Here is a 16105-nt window from a genome sequence, read left to right on the forward strand (position 1 = left end):
GGGGAAATCCCCCCCTGAACGCCGTGGAGAAAGACCACCCCTTTCACTCTCGTCGCAGTAGGGTATGGGGGGCGACGCCAAAGGCCTTGCGAAAAGCGTGGCTGAAGTGAGAGAAGTCGGAGAAACCGAAATCCAGCGCCGCCTGAGAAATACTGCGGACTTGACCGCGCTCAATCGCGTCGCGGCTGGCGAGCAGTCGCGCCTTCCAGATTTCAGCGACCGGCGATTTCTGATGACGGGCGAAAGCGCGCGTCACCGTGCGTGTGGAGACATGGTGGGCTTGAGCGATGCGTTCGAGCGACAGGTCCGCCTCGGTCAAATACTGGTGGATGTACTTCATGATCCGGCCATGCAGATCCAACTCGTCATGGGTCTGCTTTAAATCCTGGAGTTCCAAGCTGACCACCAGAAGGTCGAGCAACGTGCTGGAGTAACGACTGGAGACTGCTGTGTTATTGAAGCCTGAAGGCATACTCGCGGCTTGACGTAACATCTCGCGTAACGGAATCACCCCAGGGCGACGATCATCCAGAACCACAGCGGTGCAGTCCGCTATGGAGGGCAAGCGCTGACTGAGCAATTGTCGCGGAATGCGGACAAGGTGGTTATCAGTACCACCGAAGCTGAATCTGAACGGCTGGGATGCGTCATAAAGAAACAGATCGTCCGCCGCCAGTTTCGTCCGTCGGTCAGCCTGCTCCAGTTCGCCATAACCGCTCCGGGTAAAGCCCAACCACAAATCGTCATTGGGATCACTGCGCAGGTGCTGGGCGGATCGCTCCCAATAGTGCAAGGGTGCGGACAACGTGCAGATGTCCAACGCGCCCATGCTATGCACCTCCAGCGCCCCGTCAAAATCGCTCTGCGCCAGTAGTTTGCTGTCTGCGTCCAGGCAGTGGTGACAAACCACCTCTTTCCAGTAATCGAAACGGAGGGGGGCCGTAACGGCAAGCGTCGAATACTGACAGGTCTGGCTCATTGCATTCACCTCGCGGCGGCGTTTCAACAAAAAAAGCGGGGTAACGTTTTTGCGAGCCAAGCAATTAGCAGGCCATCTCCATCGCCTCATTCCCGCTGTCGGACACACTGGAAGATAGCCGCCTGCGCGTTAAATAGGCCGATCCTTCCAACACTCCCCATGCCCCTTCTCGGAGCACCTCGCCCCCTTGTTTCACAAACCCCGCACCATTGCTGCGCGCTGATATGCCGGCCTTTTTTACCTGTCCTTTTTAACCAAACGGTTGTCCATTCGAGCCAAGCACGTTGCATCCCCCCTGGATAATTTTCACTCCACGCCGTGTCCCTACGAGCACGAATGAGGAGGTGTCTCATGCATCCACGAGAACAGCAGCGACTGTCCGATTCATCCTGGTTCTTACAGCGATGGGACATGGCACCCGAAGAGTTCGCCACTTATCTGGTGCAGCTCGGAACCTTGGTGCTGCAACGCCGATGGAGTGGTACCCACCGCAAAACAACAACATCCACCGGGATGTAGAACAGCGAACCGTCCGTTTGAGACGGAAATAAAGGAGCCCCCCATGGAATCTGCAATCGATAAACATCTCAAATGTCCCCGGACTTTGTCCCGTCGTGTTCACGACGATTACCAGCCGCCCTTCCCGATGTTCGTGGGGCGGGCCGACGAAAACGTGAAGCAAGTTGTAATGGCTTACCTCGGGGTGCAATTTCGCGATGAGCAACGCGCCGCCGCCCTGCAAGCCATGCGCTACATCGACGCAAGCTTTGCCCTCGCCGATGGCCCAGGGAATCACGACCTGACCTACCACCTCGACAATCAGGGTTATGGAAACTTCATCGCCGTGGGCTACTGGCGCGATCCCGCCGCCTATCAGCGGTGGTTACTTTCAGCGCCCGTGGCCGATTGGTGGGGCGACGATGCGCGCCTGAACGAGGGGTTGGGGTATTTCCGCGAGGTCATCGCACCACGTGCCGAGCAGTTCGAGACGCTGTATGCATTCAAGGAAGATTTGCCAGGTGTCGGTGCGATCATGGACGGCATCAGCGGCGAGATCGAGGAGCACGGCTACTGGGGCTCGGCGCGCGATCGCTTTGCTATCTCGCAGACCGACTGGATGCAGCCGACCAGCGAACTGCAAGTCATTTCAGGCGACCCCGCCAAGGGCGGCAGGGTCGTGGTACGCGGCCACGACAACCTGACGCTGATCCGCTCCGGACAAGACTGGGTCGAAGCCGGCGACGAAGAGCGTGCGCTCTACTTCAACGAGATGCTGCCGCCACTGCAAGACGGCATGAACTTCCTGCGTGACGAGGGGCAGGCGCTGGGCTGCTACAGCAACCGCTTCGTACGCAATGTCGACCTGGATGGCAATCTCCTCGACATCGCCTATGACATCGGTCACTGGCGATCGCTCGACAAACTGGAACGCTGGGCAGAATCCCACCCCACTCATTTACGTATTTTCACCACGTTCTTCCGAGTGATCGGGGGCCTTTCGAAGCTGCGGCTGTATCACGAGGTCTCGGTAGCGGACGGTAGCCAGCAACTGTTCGAGTACATCAACTGCCACCCGCAGACCGGGATGATGCGCGACGCGCAAGTGTCGCCCGCCTGACTCCATCGCTGACTCCACTTTTAGCCCTGCGCATTGCCTGACTGGCGATTGCGGGGCTCTTTTTGCCCGAAAAAAGGATCATCGATCATGAAACAGTTGCGCTACCTGTCGCTTGCCGCCCTCCTCCCCAGCCTTTCCTCCCATGCCCTCGAGGTGGATCCTGGCGATTACGAGCCGCTCCCCGTGGGAGCGACCATCGGCGTGGTCTACTACCAGCACGCCACCACGGACAGTGCCTATGCCCAGGGGCACAAGACCAGCTCCGATTTCAACCTGACTTCCGATATCGGCATTCTGCGTCTGCTGCACGTCTATCAGTTGAGCGAGCGGCTGACCATCGAGCCTCAATTCCTGCTGCCCTTCGGTCATGTCTCGGGCGGTGGTGACGCTTCTGGTCTAGGCGACGCCAGCGGCATCGGCGACCTCATTCTCACCGCGCCGCTCAAGTACCGTCTCAACGACGCCAACGACACCCTCGGTGCGACCGCCTACTTATACGTGCCGACTGGCGACTATGACAAAGACGACGCGCTCAACATTGGCGAGAACCGTTGGAAGGTTGATCTCCAGGCCGCTTACGTCAAGCACTTCACGGAGAAGTGGGCCATCGACCTCGTCGGTGACGCCATCTGGTACGCAGACAACAACGACTTCGGCGCCAGCTCCGCCCGCCGGGAACAGGACGTTTCCTACGGCGCTCAGTTAATGGGGCGCTACATGCCCGACGAGACCACTGCGCTGGCTATCGGCTTCGGCCACAGTTGGGGTGGGGAAAACCAGATCGATGGTGTCAACCAGGACGACAGGATGGAAACCACCAACTTGCGCGTCACGGCCAGAAAGTTTTTCACCGCCAAGGACCAACTCCAAGTGCAACTTGGACGCGACCTTGCGGTGGAGAACGGCCCCAAAGAGGACTTTCGCATGAACCTGCGCTACGTCAGGGTCTTTTAGGCCCGCCCGTCTCTACCACCCGTTGTCCTTATCAACCAAGCGTGTGCCCAACAACGCGACAGTTGGCTAATGAGATGCCTCTCACCCGAAACGGAGTAACCAGACAATGACCGACCAGCAACCCACCACGGAGCAACAACCCTCCCTCTATACCCGTCTTGGCGGCTATGACGCGATCTATCAGTTCGCAGGCGCAGTGTTAAGAAAAACGATGGGGCACCCCGCCATCGGGCACATCTGGGCCCATATGTCGGAATCGACGTTCCAAAAGGAACACATCAATTTTGTCGATTTCCTTTCCGAGCACTGGGGTGGAAGCGCCAAATACAGGGGTAGAGACATGGTCACCGCGCATCGCGGAATGGGGCTGACCGAGGTGCACTGGCAAGCCGTGCTCGATTGTCTCGAGGCGTGCTACGACGACTACGGCCTGGCCCCGGACCTGCGCAAAGAGGTCAATGACTTCCTCATCAAATTCAAACCGGCGGTGATCGGGAGCCCCTCCTATCGGGACGTCGTACTCGCGCACCCGGAAATGGACCCCGCCAAAGGCATGAGAAGCGTTGGGGTTATCTGGCCAAAACCAGGGAAGTCACCTCGGAAACAGACCACGCCTGAATCCGAAGACTGATACCCCGGCATAAGCCTGAGCCACAGCAATGGAGGGCGACCGTGGAGGGGCAAGCGAGTCCCGCTCAACCAAGCGACTGTCCTCCTCAGCCAAGCGCCGCTCAATCTGTAGAGATAGCTTGATACCAGCCCCGGCCACGGCTCGCCAATCGTGCGCACCGTGTCCGGGCATCCCCGAGATGACGTTTGAACAGACATTGCCAGCCCCTGCGGGTTGGCACAGGACACAGGACACCCCATGGCCATCATCCGCCCGACTCTCGAACACGTGCAGGATCTCGCCAGCCGCCTGCACATACAGCTGACACCCGAGCAAGCCAGCGAATACCTGGCGCTCATGCAATCCAGTTTCGATGCCTACGACCTCGTCGATGAGTTGCCTGATTTCATCCCTTCAGTGCGCTACGAGCGCAGTTCCGGTTATCGCCCTTCAAGCACGGAAAATCCGCTGAACGCGTGGTACTACAGAACTGAGGTGATGGGCGCCAGTTCGGGCAAGCTCGCTGGCAAGACGGTCGCGCTCAAAGACAATATCTCTCTGGCCGGTGTCCCGATGATGAACGGCGCCGCACCACTGGAGGGTTTCGTACCGTCGTTTGATGCCACCGTGGTGACGCGTCTGCTCGACGCGGGAGCAACGATCCTCGGCAAAGCCACCTGCGAACATTACTGCCTCTCCGGCGGTAGCCATACCTCGGACCCCGCGCCTGTGCACAACCCCTTTCGCCATGGTTTCACGACAGGCGGTTCGTCTTCGGGCAGCGCGGCGCTGGTGGCGACGGGCGCGGTCGACCTGGCTATCGGTGGCGACCAAGGCGGTTCCATCCGCATTCCTGCCGCATGGTGCGGCATTTATGGAATGAAACCTACCTGGGGTCTAGTGCCTTACACCGGGGTCATGGCGATCGAGTCCACCTTCGACCATGTCGGCCCCATGACGAGCAACGTACGCGATAACGCGCTCATGCTCGAAGTGATGGCCGGCGCAGACGGGCTCGACCCCCGCCAGGCCGCCCCCAAGGTCGATGCCTATTGCGATTATCTGGAACGAGGCGTGGCCGGACTCCGGATCGGGATCCTCCAGGAAGGCTTCCAACTCGCCAACCAGGATCCACGTATCGCAGAAAAAGTGCGCAGCGCTATCGCCCGGCTAGAAGCTTTGGGCGCGCGGGTCGAGGAAGTATCGGTTCCCGAACACAACCTGGCGGGATCGTTATGGAGCCCTATCGGCTGTGAAGGCCTGACCATGCAAATGATGCACGGCAATGGCGCGGGTTTTAACTGGAAGGGGCTGTACGACGTGGGCCTGTTGGACAAACAGGTCGGTTGGCGCGACCAGGCAAACGCATTGTCGCCGTCACTCAAGCTTTGCATGTTCGTGGGCCAGTTCGGTCTGGAGCGCTACAACGGTCGCTACTACGCCAAGGCCCAGAACATAGCGCGCTTTGCCCGAGACGCCTATGACCGGGCGCTGAATACCTATGACCTGCTCGTCATGCCGACTGTGCCAATCACCGCCCAGCCGCTCCCGGAGCCGGGCTCTTCAATCACCGAGACCGTCACACGTGCGTTGGAGATGCTTGGCAATACGGCCGCTCAAGACATTACGGGGCACCCCGCCATGTCGATCCCTTGTGGCCTAGTGGACGGACTGCCCGTGGGGCTGATGTTAGTCGCAAAACATTATGCCGAAGGCACCCTCTATCAGGCTGCAGCCGCATTCGAGGCTTCTGTTGATTGGCGGACGTTGTGAACCTGCGCATCGCATTGGCGAGCAAACACCGGCAAGTAGCACTGAAAGTGAGTATCAACTTCAGAGGAGCCAATACATGAGCCATACCCACGAACATCATCACGATCACGAACACACCGAGCCTCCCGAGGCTATCGCCTTGCGTGTCAAGGCACTCGAATCCCTGTTGATCGAAAAAGGCTTGGTCGACCCAGCCGCCATGGATGCTCTGGTGGACACTTACCAGCACAAAGTCGGCCCGCGCAACGGCGCCCAGGTGGTCGCCAAGGCTTGGTTCGATCCCGATTACAAACGTCGGCTGCTGGAAGATGCGACCGCGGCCATTGCCGAACTGGGTTTTTCCGGCGTGCAGGGCGAAGACATGGTGGTGGTGGAGAACACCGCGACCGTGCACAACGTGACGGTCTGCACGCTGTGCTCCTGCTACCCCTGGCCGACCTTGGGCCTGCCACCCGTCTGGTACAAATCCGCGCCCTATCGGTCACGGATAGTCATCGATCCGCGCAGCGTGCTGGCCGAATTCGGCTTGATCATTCCCGATGACAAGGAAGTTCGCGTCTGGGACAGCAGTGCTGAGTTGCGCTACCTGGTATTGCCGGAACGTCCGGCCGGTACTGACGGCTGGAGCGAGGAACGACTGGTCGAGCTGGTGACGCGTGACGCCATGATCGGCACCGGCCTGCCCAAGACGCCGGGCGACGAAGCCTGACCCCGAGAAGGAGAAAACCATGAACGGTGTACACGACTTAGGCGGTATGCACGGTTTCGGCCCGGTGCTCACCGAAGAAAATGAACCCATCTTCCATCACGACTGGGAGCGCAGGGTCTTTCCGCTGTTCGCCTCGCTCTTCGTCGGCGGACACTTCAATGTCGACGAATTCCGACATTCCATTGAACGCATGGAACCGGCTGAATACTTGCAGTCCAGTTACTACGAGCATTGGCTGCATGCCTTCGAGAACCTGCTGCTGGAAAAAGGCGTGATCAGCACTGGCGAACTGCAGGGTACGGCCAAACCAACCCCATCGACACAGCCCGTCACGGTTTTAACACCGGACATCGTCGAGGCCGTAGTGCTCGGCGGCGCCTCTTCCCGGGCGAAGGAACCCGTCTCTGGCCGCTTCCGGGTCGGTGACCGGGTGCGGACGAAGAACCTCAACCCAACCACCCACACCCGGCTGCCGCGCTACGCGCGCGGCAAGGTTGGGACCATCGAGATTGCACATGGAGCGTTTGCCACTCCGGACACGCTAGCCCACGGTCTGGGCGAACAACCCCAACAGGTCTATGCCGTTCGCTTCAGTGCGACAGAACTGTGGGGAGTGGCGCGACCGGACAGTGTTTGCATTGATCTGTGGGACAACTATCTGGAGGCCGTATGAGCGCCAGCATGCGTCACATCCCCCCAATAGCCGGCCTGTCTCTCGACGATGAAGGCCCGGTATTCGACAAACCTTGGCAGGCCGAGGCCTTTTCCCTGCTGGTACACCTGCACCAGATCGGTCTGTTCCCCTGGGAGGACTGGGTGCAGGTATTCAGCGACGAGATCAAGGCTGCCCCGGCGCAACCCGGAGAAAGCGTCAACGACACTTACTACCGGCAGTGGCTCACAGCGTTGGAAAGAATGGTCACCACACTCGGTTTAACGGGTATGGAAGACATCACCCGCCGCACCGAGCAATGGCAGCAAGCTTACTTGAATACTCCCCATGGACAACCGGTGACGCTGCTCAATGCGAGTTGCCCACCGGCCCATGGAAACGGCCACGAACACCTGCCGCGGCACGAGCCGGTGGCAATCAGCCGGGCCATAAGTTGAGGCCGGAGTCGTCCTGTTTTTTTACTTTCGAGGTCGCGTAGCGGCCAAGGGGCAATCGTCATGCATATCGAACCTAACCTGGTGGAAGCTGGAAAACTCTGGCTGAGCTACGTCACTGCCGCAGGTGCCGGCGCCTACACCCTCAAACTCGCCGCCCAGGCCTTGGGCGAGCGTGGTGTCTTCTCGCTGCTGGCTCGCACTGTCACTGCCACGGCCCTGGTATTCAGCTTCTTCGAGCTGCTGCCGCACCATCCAGTCGGCGTCTCCGAGGTCCATCTCATCCTCGGGTCAACCCTGTTTCTGCTGTTCGGCGCCGCACCTGCGGCAGTGGGCCTGGCCCTGGGGCTGCTGATCCAGGGTCTGTTCTTCGCGCCATTCGACCTGCCGCAATACGGCATGAACGTCACCACCCTCCTGGTACCGCTGTTCGCAGTGACCGCCCTGGCGAAACGCGTCATCGCGCCAAACACGCCGTATGTGGAATTGAGCTATAGACAAGCGCTGGGGCTGTCGACCGCCTTCCAGGGGGGCATTGTCGCCTGGGTTGCCTTCTGGGCCTTCTACGGACGAGGCTTCACAGCAGACAACGCCCTGTCAATTCTGACCTTCGGTAGTGCCTACATGACCGTCGTCATCCTCGAACCGCTGTTGGATCTGGCCGTGCTGGCCGGTGCCAAGGCAACACATCGCCTGCGTGGTAGCACGCTGGTCGAGCGCCGTCTGTACCAGGCCGCCTGAGTCGACAGACTCCAGTCCAGGCCAGACTGTCCCCGGGCATTCGAAGACCGTGATGCTCGGGGGCATCAAGAGCCAGAACCGCCCCGAAACCTCGTGAGCGAACCAGAGGTGTTTGATGTTTTTCAGAAATAGCACCCGCAAGGAATTGAAGCGGCTCGGCGACCGGCTGGAACAGCCCGACGGCGAGGGAGTATCGATAGCGGCGAAGGATCCGTCACTGCGACGGGTATTGGCGGGCATCGAGTGCCTGCTCGCCGATCGCACGGCGCTCCGGGCCAGCGTGGTCGAGCTTAATGCTGAACTGCAACGCCTCAAGCTTCAGCTGGGTGAATACGAAACGCGGTTGCATGATCAAGAACAACGTTGGCAATTGGCGGCATGCGGGTCGGGTGATCTGCTCTGGAAATTGCAGCTCGATGGCCGCCAACAGCCCACACGCGATGCAGTACTGCAGTGGTTCGGCAACCTGCCCACCCAAGCGGATCTCCCCGCCTGTCTAGGGCCCTGGAACGATTGCCTTCACCCTGACGACCGCCAGGCCAACCTGGATGCCTTGGCTCATCACCTTGCCGATCGCAGCGGGCACACTCCCTATCAGGTGGAGGTGCGCCTCGTGAGCCCCTCGGGAGAATACCGCTGGGTCCGGATCCGCGGTGAAACGCTCCGTGACGAACGGGGGCTGCCACAGATCAGCGTCGGTCTGCTGCGCGACATCCACACGCAGCGCTTGCGGGACGAAGAATTCGCAATGCTCTCGGCCCGCTTCGATATTTCCCGCGAATGCATCCAGGACGCACTCTGGGATATCAATATCGTCGCAGGCGATCCAGCCAATCCCCATAACGTCATCTGGTTCTCGTCACAGATGCGTCGCCTGCTCGGCTACGAAACCATCGAAGAGTTTCCCAATGTGTTCGAAAGCTGGCTGTCCCGCCTGCATCCCGAAGACAGCCAGCGTGCCGTGCAAGCGTTTGTCGACCATGTCGCCGACCGCTCCGGCCGAACGCCCTTCGATGTGACCTACCGCCTCAAGCACCGCAACGACGAGTACCGTTGGTTCAGAGGCAGAGGTCAGACCCAGCGAAGCAACGACGGCACGCCCTTACGTACAGTGGGAGCGATCACAGACGTGCACTCCCATCGCGAAGAAAGCCAGTTGCGCCAGACTCAGGAACGTCAGCATCAAGCGATGCAGGAAAACCTCGCCAAGCTGACGCAGATAGTCGCCGCCATCCAAAGCATCGCCAAACAGACCAATCTGCTGGCCTTGAACGCGGCGATAGAAGCAGCCAGAGCCGGTGAAGCCGGAAGGGGTTTCGCAGTGGTCGCCGACGAGGTCCGCAAGCTGGCCACCCGTACCAGCCAGGCCACCCAGCAGGCGGCCGACATGATCGAGAGGTACTGAGTTCAAGCTGGGCATCCATTCTCATTACAAAGTGTGGCCTGCGCGTAATGCCCGGGCCACACTGCAATTCAAACCAATTCAGCCAAAGATGCCGGATTGAAGCCCTTCAGATCCGCGTAATCGCCTCTTTCCACCTTGGCGACCCAATCCTTGTCACTCAGTAACACACGCCCTACTGCGATCAGATCGAACTCTCCGCGCTCCATACGCTCGATGAGCCGGTCCAGGCTCGCAGGGACCGATCCCTTGCCGGCGAAGGCGTTGGTGACATCATTCTCCAGCCCAACCGAACCGACGCTGATGGTTGTGGCTCCAGTGACTTTCTTCGCCCAGCCTGCGCAGTTCAAGCCGTTCTCCCCGTCAATTTCGGGAAACTCAGGTTCCCAGAAGCGGCGCTGCGAGCAGTGCAGGACGTCGACACCGGCCTCGACCAGTGGCAACAACCAGTCCTCCATCACCGTCGGCGTTTCAGCGACGCGCACCCCGTAGTCCTGTTGCTTCCACTGGCTGACGCGCATGATGATCGGGAATTGCGGGCCAACAGCCTGGCGAACGGCAGAGACGACCTCACTGGCAAAGCGCGAGCGTTCCTTGATTGTCGGGCCGCCATAACGGTCGGTGCGCAGATTGGTACCAGACCAGAAAAACTGATCGATCAAGTAACCATGGGCTCCATGGATTTCGACGGTATCGAAGCCCAGTCGCTTGGCATCTGCTGCAGCCTTGGCGAACGCTGCTACCGTGTCGGCAATATCCTCTTCACTCATCGCCACGCCACGCAGGTCACCTGGTGAAACAAGGCCCGACGGGCTTTCAACGGGAGCATCCGGCTCCCAGTCGTTGATGTAACGCGTGGAGCCGGTGTGCCAGATCTGCGGCGCCATGCGCCCGCCAGCCGTGTGGACAGCATCGATCACGTTCTTCCATCCAGCCAGCGCCGCTTCGCCGTGAAAAAAAGGTATGCCGGCATCATTGCGCGATGCCGGGCGATCAATCACGGTGCCTTCCGACAGAATCAGGCCCACACCTCCCTCGGCCCGCCGCCGGTAATAGGCCATGCTTGCTTCACCCGGGATACCTTCGGGTGAGAACAGACGCGTCATCGGCGCCATGACAATCCGGTTTTTCAGTTCAAGCGACCGGATGGAAAAAGGACGGAATAAGATGCTGGTATCAAGGATCGACATCGGATGGGCTCCATTTGTTTTCGGAGGCCATAAAGTATATTTTGTAAACCTGATGTCAATTAGGCACTTAAAATCGCCTAGGTATACGCGAGGAAACTTCGATGCTGGAATTAAAGCCGCAATGTTTTTCGTCGGAGTGCCCAAGCCGGGCGCTGTTCGACCAAATCGCTGATAAGTGGTCAATGATGGTTCTGGCGGTGCTCGATGACGGGCCGCATCGCTTTAACGCTATTAAACGTCGCCTGGAGGGCGTCACCCAGAAGGCACTTACCCAGTGTCTGCGGCGGCTGGAACGCAATGGTCTCGTCTCGCGCCAGATCATTTCGTTCTCGCCCGTGGCAGTGCAGTACGAGATCACCCCACTGGGTCGAACACTGCAGCAGCCATTTCGCGAATTGCATAAATGGACGCTCGACAAACTGCCCGAGGTTGAAGCGGCCCGGTCGAAGTTTGACGAAGCCGCGGAGTTTAAGGTGATGGAGTGATTCGGTTAGCCGCGCAAACTAGAATTTATAGTTCAACGTCATCAGTGCATTACGCGGCGCTCCATAACTGACAGTATCGAAATCACCTTTCTGGGTTGCATATTTTTTATCGAACACATTATTAACATTGATTGATAGGTCCACGTTCCTTGACAACTCATAACGCGCCATCAGTGATGTCAGCGCATAGGGGGCTTGTTCCGCTACCCTGGTGCTCGTACTACTGCTCAAGAAGCGGCTTTGCCATCTGACGCCGCCACCCAAAGTCAACTTTTCCAACAGGCCGGGTAACTTGTACGTAGTGAACATCTGAGCGGTTGTGCGCGGTACCTGTGGGTTCAGCCTGGCGTCGTTGCCGTCCTTGGCTGTGAAAGCGGCGACGCCAGCATAGAAGTTCCAATTGGGAGCCACTTCACCCTGCAGGTCGAACTCGATCCCGCGGGATTTAGTGCCATCAACCCCTTTGTAAGCTTGCGCACCGCCTGGCGTAAGAAGACTGCCATCCGGTTGTGCAGCGTTGTCCAGTTCGGTGTCAAACAACGCGACAGACGCACTCAGTCGCCCTTCCAGGTATTCAGCCTTGAGGCCGATCTCTTTCGTCTTGCCTTCCGTCGGTGTGAGGACATTGCCATTGCTGTCTCGGAACGATGTTTGCGGGTTAAATATGCCGGTATAACTGATATAGACAGAATACGTGCTATCAATGTCGTATATCAGACCTGCGTAAGGCGTGAACTCATTACTTTTTTTATAATTGAACGGCGTCCCACCTGCGGTCTCATCAATCTCGTACCGACTGAACCGCCCTCCGACAATCAATTTCAAAGGGTCGGCCAATGAGAATCTCGCTGTGCTGTAGAAGCCGCGCTGTTTAACCTCGGTATCGGTCGGCATAGACGCCATTGCATCAAAGTCGGGCTTGGGGAAATGATTATTCCAATTGTAGATATTGCCGGGCGTGAACCCTACAAAAAAGGGACTGATATCGTCTTTGTTCGAGGTATACCGAGAACTCATAGCGCCCACTACCAGGTCATGTTGGCGCCCCATTAAATCGAAGGGACCGCTCGCCATCACATCAAAGGTGTTTTGCCGGCTTTTCCCTTTGCCGGCCAACGCAACCGGATAAGCACCATTAGGAAAAACGCCTAAGCCGGTATCCTGGTCGGGTGTACCAAACCCGCCCAATAACTGGGAGTCATACTCAGTGCGGTACTGGTTCACCACACCGCGGACTTTCCAACCGTTATCGAACCGGTGTTCAAGTTCGGCAAAAGCAGTCTGTCGGGTGCTGTCCCAGCGATTCCAGTCCGCGGCCAGGGATTTGGAGCGTGACCATTCTGCCTCTGAGCCGTTGCTGAACCATAGAGGAACACCGCCCCATGTCGGTCGCTCAGGGGAACTGTTCTGATAGTCATACCCAATATCCAAAGTGGTGTCTTCGGTGAGATCTGCCTCAATGACCCCATAGAACGCTTGCTTTTGTGTTTGGTAACCATCGATGTAGGAGTGACCATCGTTATTGACCCCGACCATGCGTGCACGGATACGACCGTCGGTTGTCAACGGTACGGAAACATCTCCCATCTCTCGGAAACTGTCCCAGGAACCCGCACTGATAGAGGTGGAAGCCGAGAACTCTGGCGTTGGTCTTTTGCGCACCAGGTTGACCGCAGCCGACGGATTGCCCGTGCCGGTAAGCAGCCCGTTAGCCCCGCGCACAATTTCGACACGGTCGTAAAATGCCGTTTCCAGGTCGCTGATGCCGCTGCCGTTTATGACGTCGCCAATGACGGCGGGTATGCCGTCATACTGGATGTTGTCGATCAGAAAGCCTCGGGAATAGAAACTCGTGCGTTGGCTATCCGATTGGTAAGACGAGATGCCAGTCGTGCTCTCCAGTATCCCCTGAACTGAATCCAGCTTTTGATCATCCATGCGTTGACGCGTTACCACGGAAATGGATTGCGGCGTCTCCCGCAACGTCAGCGGCAAGCGAGTCGCGGCCGTGGTCTGGCCGATGGTGTAAAGCCCCGTCCCTTCTGTCGTGGTGGTATCGGGTGTCCTCGTTCCGCTTATCGTCACCGCTGGAAGAATCATCGCGCCTTGAGACTGAGCGTTCTCATCGGCTTCGACAGGGTCCTGCGCCATTACACAACTCGAACTGCCTAAAAACACCAACAGCGCTGCAGTCACTGGCTTTGTCAGCAAACGCTCAGGCACGCAAGGGCGCCACTCACCGCAGTAAGTCAACGAACTCCACATCAGCCATTCCTTATCAAGAAAAAAACAGACAGCGGCCGACCGTCGAGAGACGGGTTTGAGAATGGGCCGACAACTCAACCGGCACCAGGCCGGAGAACAGAAGTGACAAATCATCTCAAGTGAAATTGATTTGCATTCGTTGTCGCGCAATCTAGCAATAAGCCGCCGTTGCCAGATATCGAAGGATGGCCAGATTATTTTCCAGTTCAGCCAATGTCAGCGATTGGCCGTTTTCCATCCGTCACGAGGATTGGCCAGGTTCGGATAGATCGCCTACGAGCCCTTACAGCTCGTCAGGAAACAGGATTGACGGCACGGGCGATGATTCACCCGCGATAAGAGCGCTGGCTGAGCGGGCGGAGAGATATTGCACAGGCGGTTTGCCTACGGTTTTGCGGAACATCGTGATGAAGCCGCTGGGTCCCTCATAACCGAGTTCCAACGCAACCGATTGGACGCTCTCGCCCTTGGTCATGCGTTGCAGTGACACAATCACATGCAATTGCCGACGCCAACGTCCAAAACTCATCCCTATTTCCTGCAGCAAAAGCCGACTCATGCTGCGCTCACTCATGCCGATGCGAGAAGACCACTCGCGCACCGAAACCTTAACCGCGGGGTCGGCCAAGAGCATTTCAGCGAGCCTGCGCAGACGCGTGTCGCGAGGCATCGGCAAATGCAGGTCCTCCACGGGGGCTGCCGACAATTCGTCCAATAACGTTGCGATCAGGCGGTCTTCGCGCGGGACATTGACAGCGTCTCCCGAGAACCCCGCCGCCTTCAGCAGCAACTCACGCAACAGCGGTGATACGCCAATCGTACAGCAGCGTCGCGGAAGATCCGGAGCGGCATCAGGTTCAACAAACAGGCAATAACATTCTGTCTCTCCTGAACCACGTGTCGCATGTGACAAACCACCGGGTATCCATACGGCACATTGTGGTGGAACGATCCAGACGCCCTCTTCTATTTCACAATTGAGGATGCCGCGCACGGAATAAAGCAGTTGTGCTTTACGATGTTGATGGCTGGCTTGCTCCCAATCCTTGCTCACCATCGAAGCGCTGAGGGCAACGACGGGCCGCGAAATGCTATCGACGTCCAATACGGCAATCCTGTCTTTTTTAGCAGTGTTCGCCATACCAGGTGTGCGTCCCACGCTAAGCCCTCAAACAAAAAAATGGCTGGTTTGAACAACATTGTGGCCAGCCTGTGCAATTAAGCCGGATCGCTTGCAGAGTATCCTGAAACCGCAGGACATCACAGCGGTTTGGCAACGTGTCGAAGGACTAGAGAAATGCGTATAGACGCCACACATTTTCCGTTCGTTTGGTTGCAAAAAACCACACTGGGCCATAGCCAGGAAGAGTCACTTGCCGAGTTTGAAGCCTTGCTTGCTCGCAATGAGTCCTTCGTATTGATAAGCAATGAAGGTCTGGACAAGGAGCAACCGGAACATTCACCAGAGGAACTGAAACAAATAGCCCTATGGATGAAGCGCCACAAAAGCGAACTCAAGCGTTATGTCAAAGCCTCGATTCATATCGAATCAAATCTCGCCAAACGGCTGGCAGGCAAAGCGTTCGCAATCATGTATGAAAAATTCTGGGGTTATCCCATGCTCATCGCAACCACTGAAGATGAAGCCTTGGCGCTGGCGCGGAAGTTACTGCAACCAAAGGAAAAATAGCGGCGTCCCGGAACGCCGCTACTCATGAGGGGGAGAACAAATGATGTTTTATAGCAGCGAGATGGGGTAACTGATGAAAATACGGTTCTCATCGAATTCGTTGGTGCTGTAATCCCGGCGCATCGTCGAGTTACGCCACTTCACGTTGAGGCTTTTCAACGCACCGCTCTGCACGGTGTAGGCCAGCTCACTTTCCCGACCCCATTCCTTGCCATCGTCGACCGTGGCGGTGTGCACGTTGTCACCGCTGATGTAGCGGTTCATCAGGGTCAGGCCCGGCACGCCGACCGCGGCGAAGTTGAAGTCGTGGCGCAGTTGCCAGGATTTTTCCTTGGCGTTGTCGTAGCTGGAGTTGTAGCTGTCGTTGGCCAGGGTACCGCCGCTAGTGCCGTTGACGCGCATCCAGGCGTCGTCACCGCCGACTTTCTGCAGGCCGACGTAGAAGGTGTTGCCGCCGTACTTGGCCGAGAGCATGGCGAACGCGGTTTTGTTGTCCAGGTCGCCGGCCAGGGCGCTGCCGTCTTCCTTGCCGATGAAGTAGCCGAGGTTGGCGCCCAGGGTCCAGTCGCCGATGGGCTGGCT

15 protein-coding genes and 2 pseudogenes are annotated in these 16105 nt (G+C 58.0%); 12 read left to right on the forward strand and 5 right to left on the reverse strand.

Annotated elements, in window-relative coordinates:
* Positions 1-43 precede the first annotated feature (43 nt).
* The gene (locus BLQ55_RS09725) at positions 44-979 is read right to left on the reverse strand and encodes an AraC-like ligand-binding domain-containing protein (RefSeq protein ID WP_092253617.1); all 936 of its coding nucleotides are present in this window, start codon (positions 977-979) and stop codon (positions 44-46) included.
* Positions 980-1541: 562 nt separating this feature from the next.
* Here BLQ55_RS09725 and BLQ55_RS09730 point away from each other — a divergent pair.
* The 10 genes and pseudogenes from BLQ55_RS09730 to BLQ55_RS32780 form a co-directional block, all read left to right on the forward strand.
* A complete protein-coding gene (locus tag BLQ55_RS09730; RefSeq protein WP_092199949.1) occupies positions 1542-2597 on the forward strand; it encodes an aliphatic aldoxime dehydratase in 1056 nt (351 codons plus the stop codon).
* Between the two features lie 87 nt (positions 2598-2684).
* A complete protein-coding gene (locus tag BLQ55_RS09735; protein ID WP_092199952.1) occupies positions 2685-3551 on the forward strand; it encodes a transporter in 867 nt (288 codons plus the stop codon).
* Positions 3552-3657: 106 nt separating this feature from the next.
* A complete protein-coding gene (locus BLQ55_RS09740; RefSeq protein ID WP_092199955.1) occupies positions 3658-4182 on the forward strand; it encodes a group I truncated hemoglobin in 525 nt (174 codons plus the stop codon).
* A 237-nt stretch (positions 4183-4419) separates the two neighbouring features.
* Positions 4420-5934, forward strand: coding sequence for an amidase (locus BLQ55_RS09745; RefSeq protein WP_092199958.1), 1515 nt, complete (start codon positions 4420-4422; stop codon positions 5932-5934).
* Positions 5935-6010: 76 nt separating this feature from the next.
* Positions 6011-6643: a nitrile hydratase subunit alpha gene (gene nthA / locus BLQ55_RS09750; protein WP_092253619.1), complete on the forward strand. Its 633-nt coding sequence runs from the start codon at positions 6011-6013 to the stop codon at positions 6641-6643.
* 19 nt (positions 6644-6662) lie between these two features.
* Entirely contained in the window at positions 6663-7316 is a 654-nt protein-coding gene (nthB, locus tag BLQ55_RS09755; protein WP_092253621.1) for a nitrile hydratase subunit beta, read from the forward strand.
* A complete protein-coding gene (locus BLQ55_RS09760; protein ID WP_092199967.1) occupies positions 7313-7753 on the forward strand; it encodes a nitrile hydratase accessory protein in 441 nt (146 codons plus the stop codon). Before nthB ends, BLQ55_RS09760 begins: the two co-directional genes overlap by 4 nt.
* Positions 7754-7813: 60 nt before the next feature.
* Positions 7814-8491: an energy-coupling factor ABC transporter permease gene (locus BLQ55_RS09765; protein ID WP_092253623.1), complete on the forward strand. Its 678-nt coding sequence runs from the start codon at positions 7814-7816 to the stop codon at positions 8489-8491.
* Between the two features lie 115 nt (positions 8492-8606).
* Positions 8607-9599: pseudogene (locus BLQ55_RS09770) on the forward strand (PAS domain-containing protein); the annotation flags it as partial.
* Between the two features lie 81 nt (positions 9600-9680).
* A pseudogene (locus BLQ55_RS32780) lies at positions 9681-9890 on the forward strand (methyl-accepting chemotaxis protein); the annotation flags it as partial.
* A gap of 74 nt (positions 9891-9964) precedes the next feature.
* Here the strand turns inward: BLQ55_RS32780 and BLQ55_RS09775 are convergent.
* Positions 9965-11083, reverse strand: coding sequence for an NADH:flavin oxidoreductase (locus tag BLQ55_RS09775; protein WP_092199976.1), 1119 nt, complete (start codon positions 11081-11083; stop codon positions 9965-9967).
* A gap of 101 nt (positions 11084-11184) precedes the next feature.
* Between BLQ55_RS09775 and BLQ55_RS09780 the strand changes: the two genes are divergently transcribed.
* Entirely contained in the window at positions 11185-11568 is a 384-nt protein-coding gene (locus BLQ55_RS09780; RefSeq protein ID WP_092199979.1) for a winged helix-turn-helix transcriptional regulator, read from the forward strand.
* A gap of 18 nt (positions 11569-11586) precedes the next feature.
* Here BLQ55_RS09780 and BLQ55_RS09785 read toward each other — a convergent pair whose 3' ends face one another.
* Together BLQ55_RS09785 and BLQ55_RS09790 are read right to left on the reverse strand one after the other, a co-directional pair.
* Entirely contained in the window at positions 11587-13833 is a 2247-nt protein-coding gene (locus BLQ55_RS09785; protein WP_218130105.1) for a TonB-dependent siderophore receptor, read from the reverse strand.
* Between the two features lie 283 nt (positions 13834-14116).
* Complete coding sequence (locus tag BLQ55_RS09790) at positions 14117-14974, reverse strand: AraC family transcriptional regulator (protein WP_092199986.1); 858 nt, start codon at positions 14972-14974, stop codon at positions 14117-14119.
* A gap of 156 nt (positions 14975-15130) precedes the next feature.
* Here BLQ55_RS09790 and BLQ55_RS09795 point away from each other — a divergent pair, with 156 nt between their 5' ends.
* The gene (locus tag BLQ55_RS09795) at positions 15131-15523 is read left to right on the forward strand and encodes a hypothetical protein (protein WP_092253625.1); all 393 of its coding nucleotides are present in this window, start codon (positions 15131-15133) and stop codon (positions 15521-15523) included.
* A gap of 48 nt (positions 15524-15571) precedes the next feature.
* Here BLQ55_RS09795 and BLQ55_RS09800 read toward each other — a convergent pair.
* On the reverse strand, positions 15572-16105 hold a 534-nt coding region (locus tag BLQ55_RS09800; RefSeq protein WP_143011714.1), incomplete at its 5' end, for an OprD family outer membrane porin.

Origin of the sequence: Pseudomonas sp. NFACC13-1 (genome assembly GCF_900104425.1) — a bacterium.
Classification (GTDB): Bacteria; Pseudomonadota; Gammaproteobacteria; order Pseudomonadales; family Pseudomonadaceae; genus Aquipseudomonas; species Aquipseudomonas fluorescens_AA.

Excerpts from the sequence above, each read along its gene's own strand:
- nthB (WP_092253621.1), top strand. The coding sequence starts at position 6,663 with ATGAACGGTGTACACGACTTAGGCGGTATGCACGGTTTCGGCCCGGTG.
- BLQ55_RS09775 (WP_092199976.1), bottom strand. The coding sequence starts at position 11,083 with ATGTCGATCCTTGATACCAGCATCTTATTCCGTCCTTTTTCCATCCGG.
- BLQ55_RS09730 (WP_092199949.1), top strand. The coding sequence starts at position 1,542 with ATGGAATCTGCAATCGATAAACATCTCAAATGTCCCCGGACTTTGTCC.
- BLQ55_RS09790 (WP_092199986.1), bottom strand. The coding sequence starts at position 14,974 with ATGGCGAACACTGCTAAAAAAGACAGGATTGCCGTATTGGACGTCGAT.
- nthA (WP_092253619.1), top strand. The coding sequence starts at position 6,011 with ATGAGCCATACCCACGAACATCATCACGATCACGAACACACCGAGCCT.
- BLQ55_RS09735 (WP_092199952.1), top strand. The coding sequence starts at position 2,685 with ATGAAACAGTTGCGCTACCTGTCGCTTGCCGCCCTCCTCCCCAGCCTT.
- BLQ55_RS09795 (WP_092253625.1), top strand. The coding sequence starts at position 15,131 with ATGCGTATAGACGCCACACATTTTCCGTTCGTTTGGTTGCAAAAAACC.
- BLQ55_RS09785 (WP_218130105.1), bottom strand. The coding sequence starts at position 13,833 with ATGTGGAGTTCGTTGACTTACTGCGGTGAGTGGCGCCCTTGCGTGCCT.
- BLQ55_RS09760 (WP_092199967.1), top strand. The coding sequence starts at position 7,313 with ATGAGCGCCAGCATGCGTCACATCCCCCCAATAGCCGGCCTGTCTCTC.
- BLQ55_RS09745 (WP_092199958.1), top strand. The coding sequence starts at position 4,420 with ATGGCCATCATCCGCCCGACTCTCGAACACGTGCAGGATCTCGCCAGC.
- BLQ55_RS09725 (WP_092253617.1), bottom strand. The coding sequence starts at position 979 with ATGAGCCAGACCTGTCAGTATTCGACGCTTGCCGTTACGGCCCCCCTC.
- BLQ55_RS09765 (WP_092253623.1), top strand. The coding sequence starts at position 7,814 with ATGCATATCGAACCTAACCTGGTGGAAGCTGGAAAACTCTGGCTGAGC.
- BLQ55_RS09740 (WP_092199955.1), top strand. The coding sequence starts at position 3,658 with ATGACCGACCAGCAACCCACCACGGAGCAACAACCCTCCCTCTATACC.
- BLQ55_RS09780 (WP_092199979.1), top strand. The coding sequence starts at position 11,185 with ATGCTGGAATTAAAGCCGCAATGTTTTTCGTCGGAGTGCCCAAGCCGG.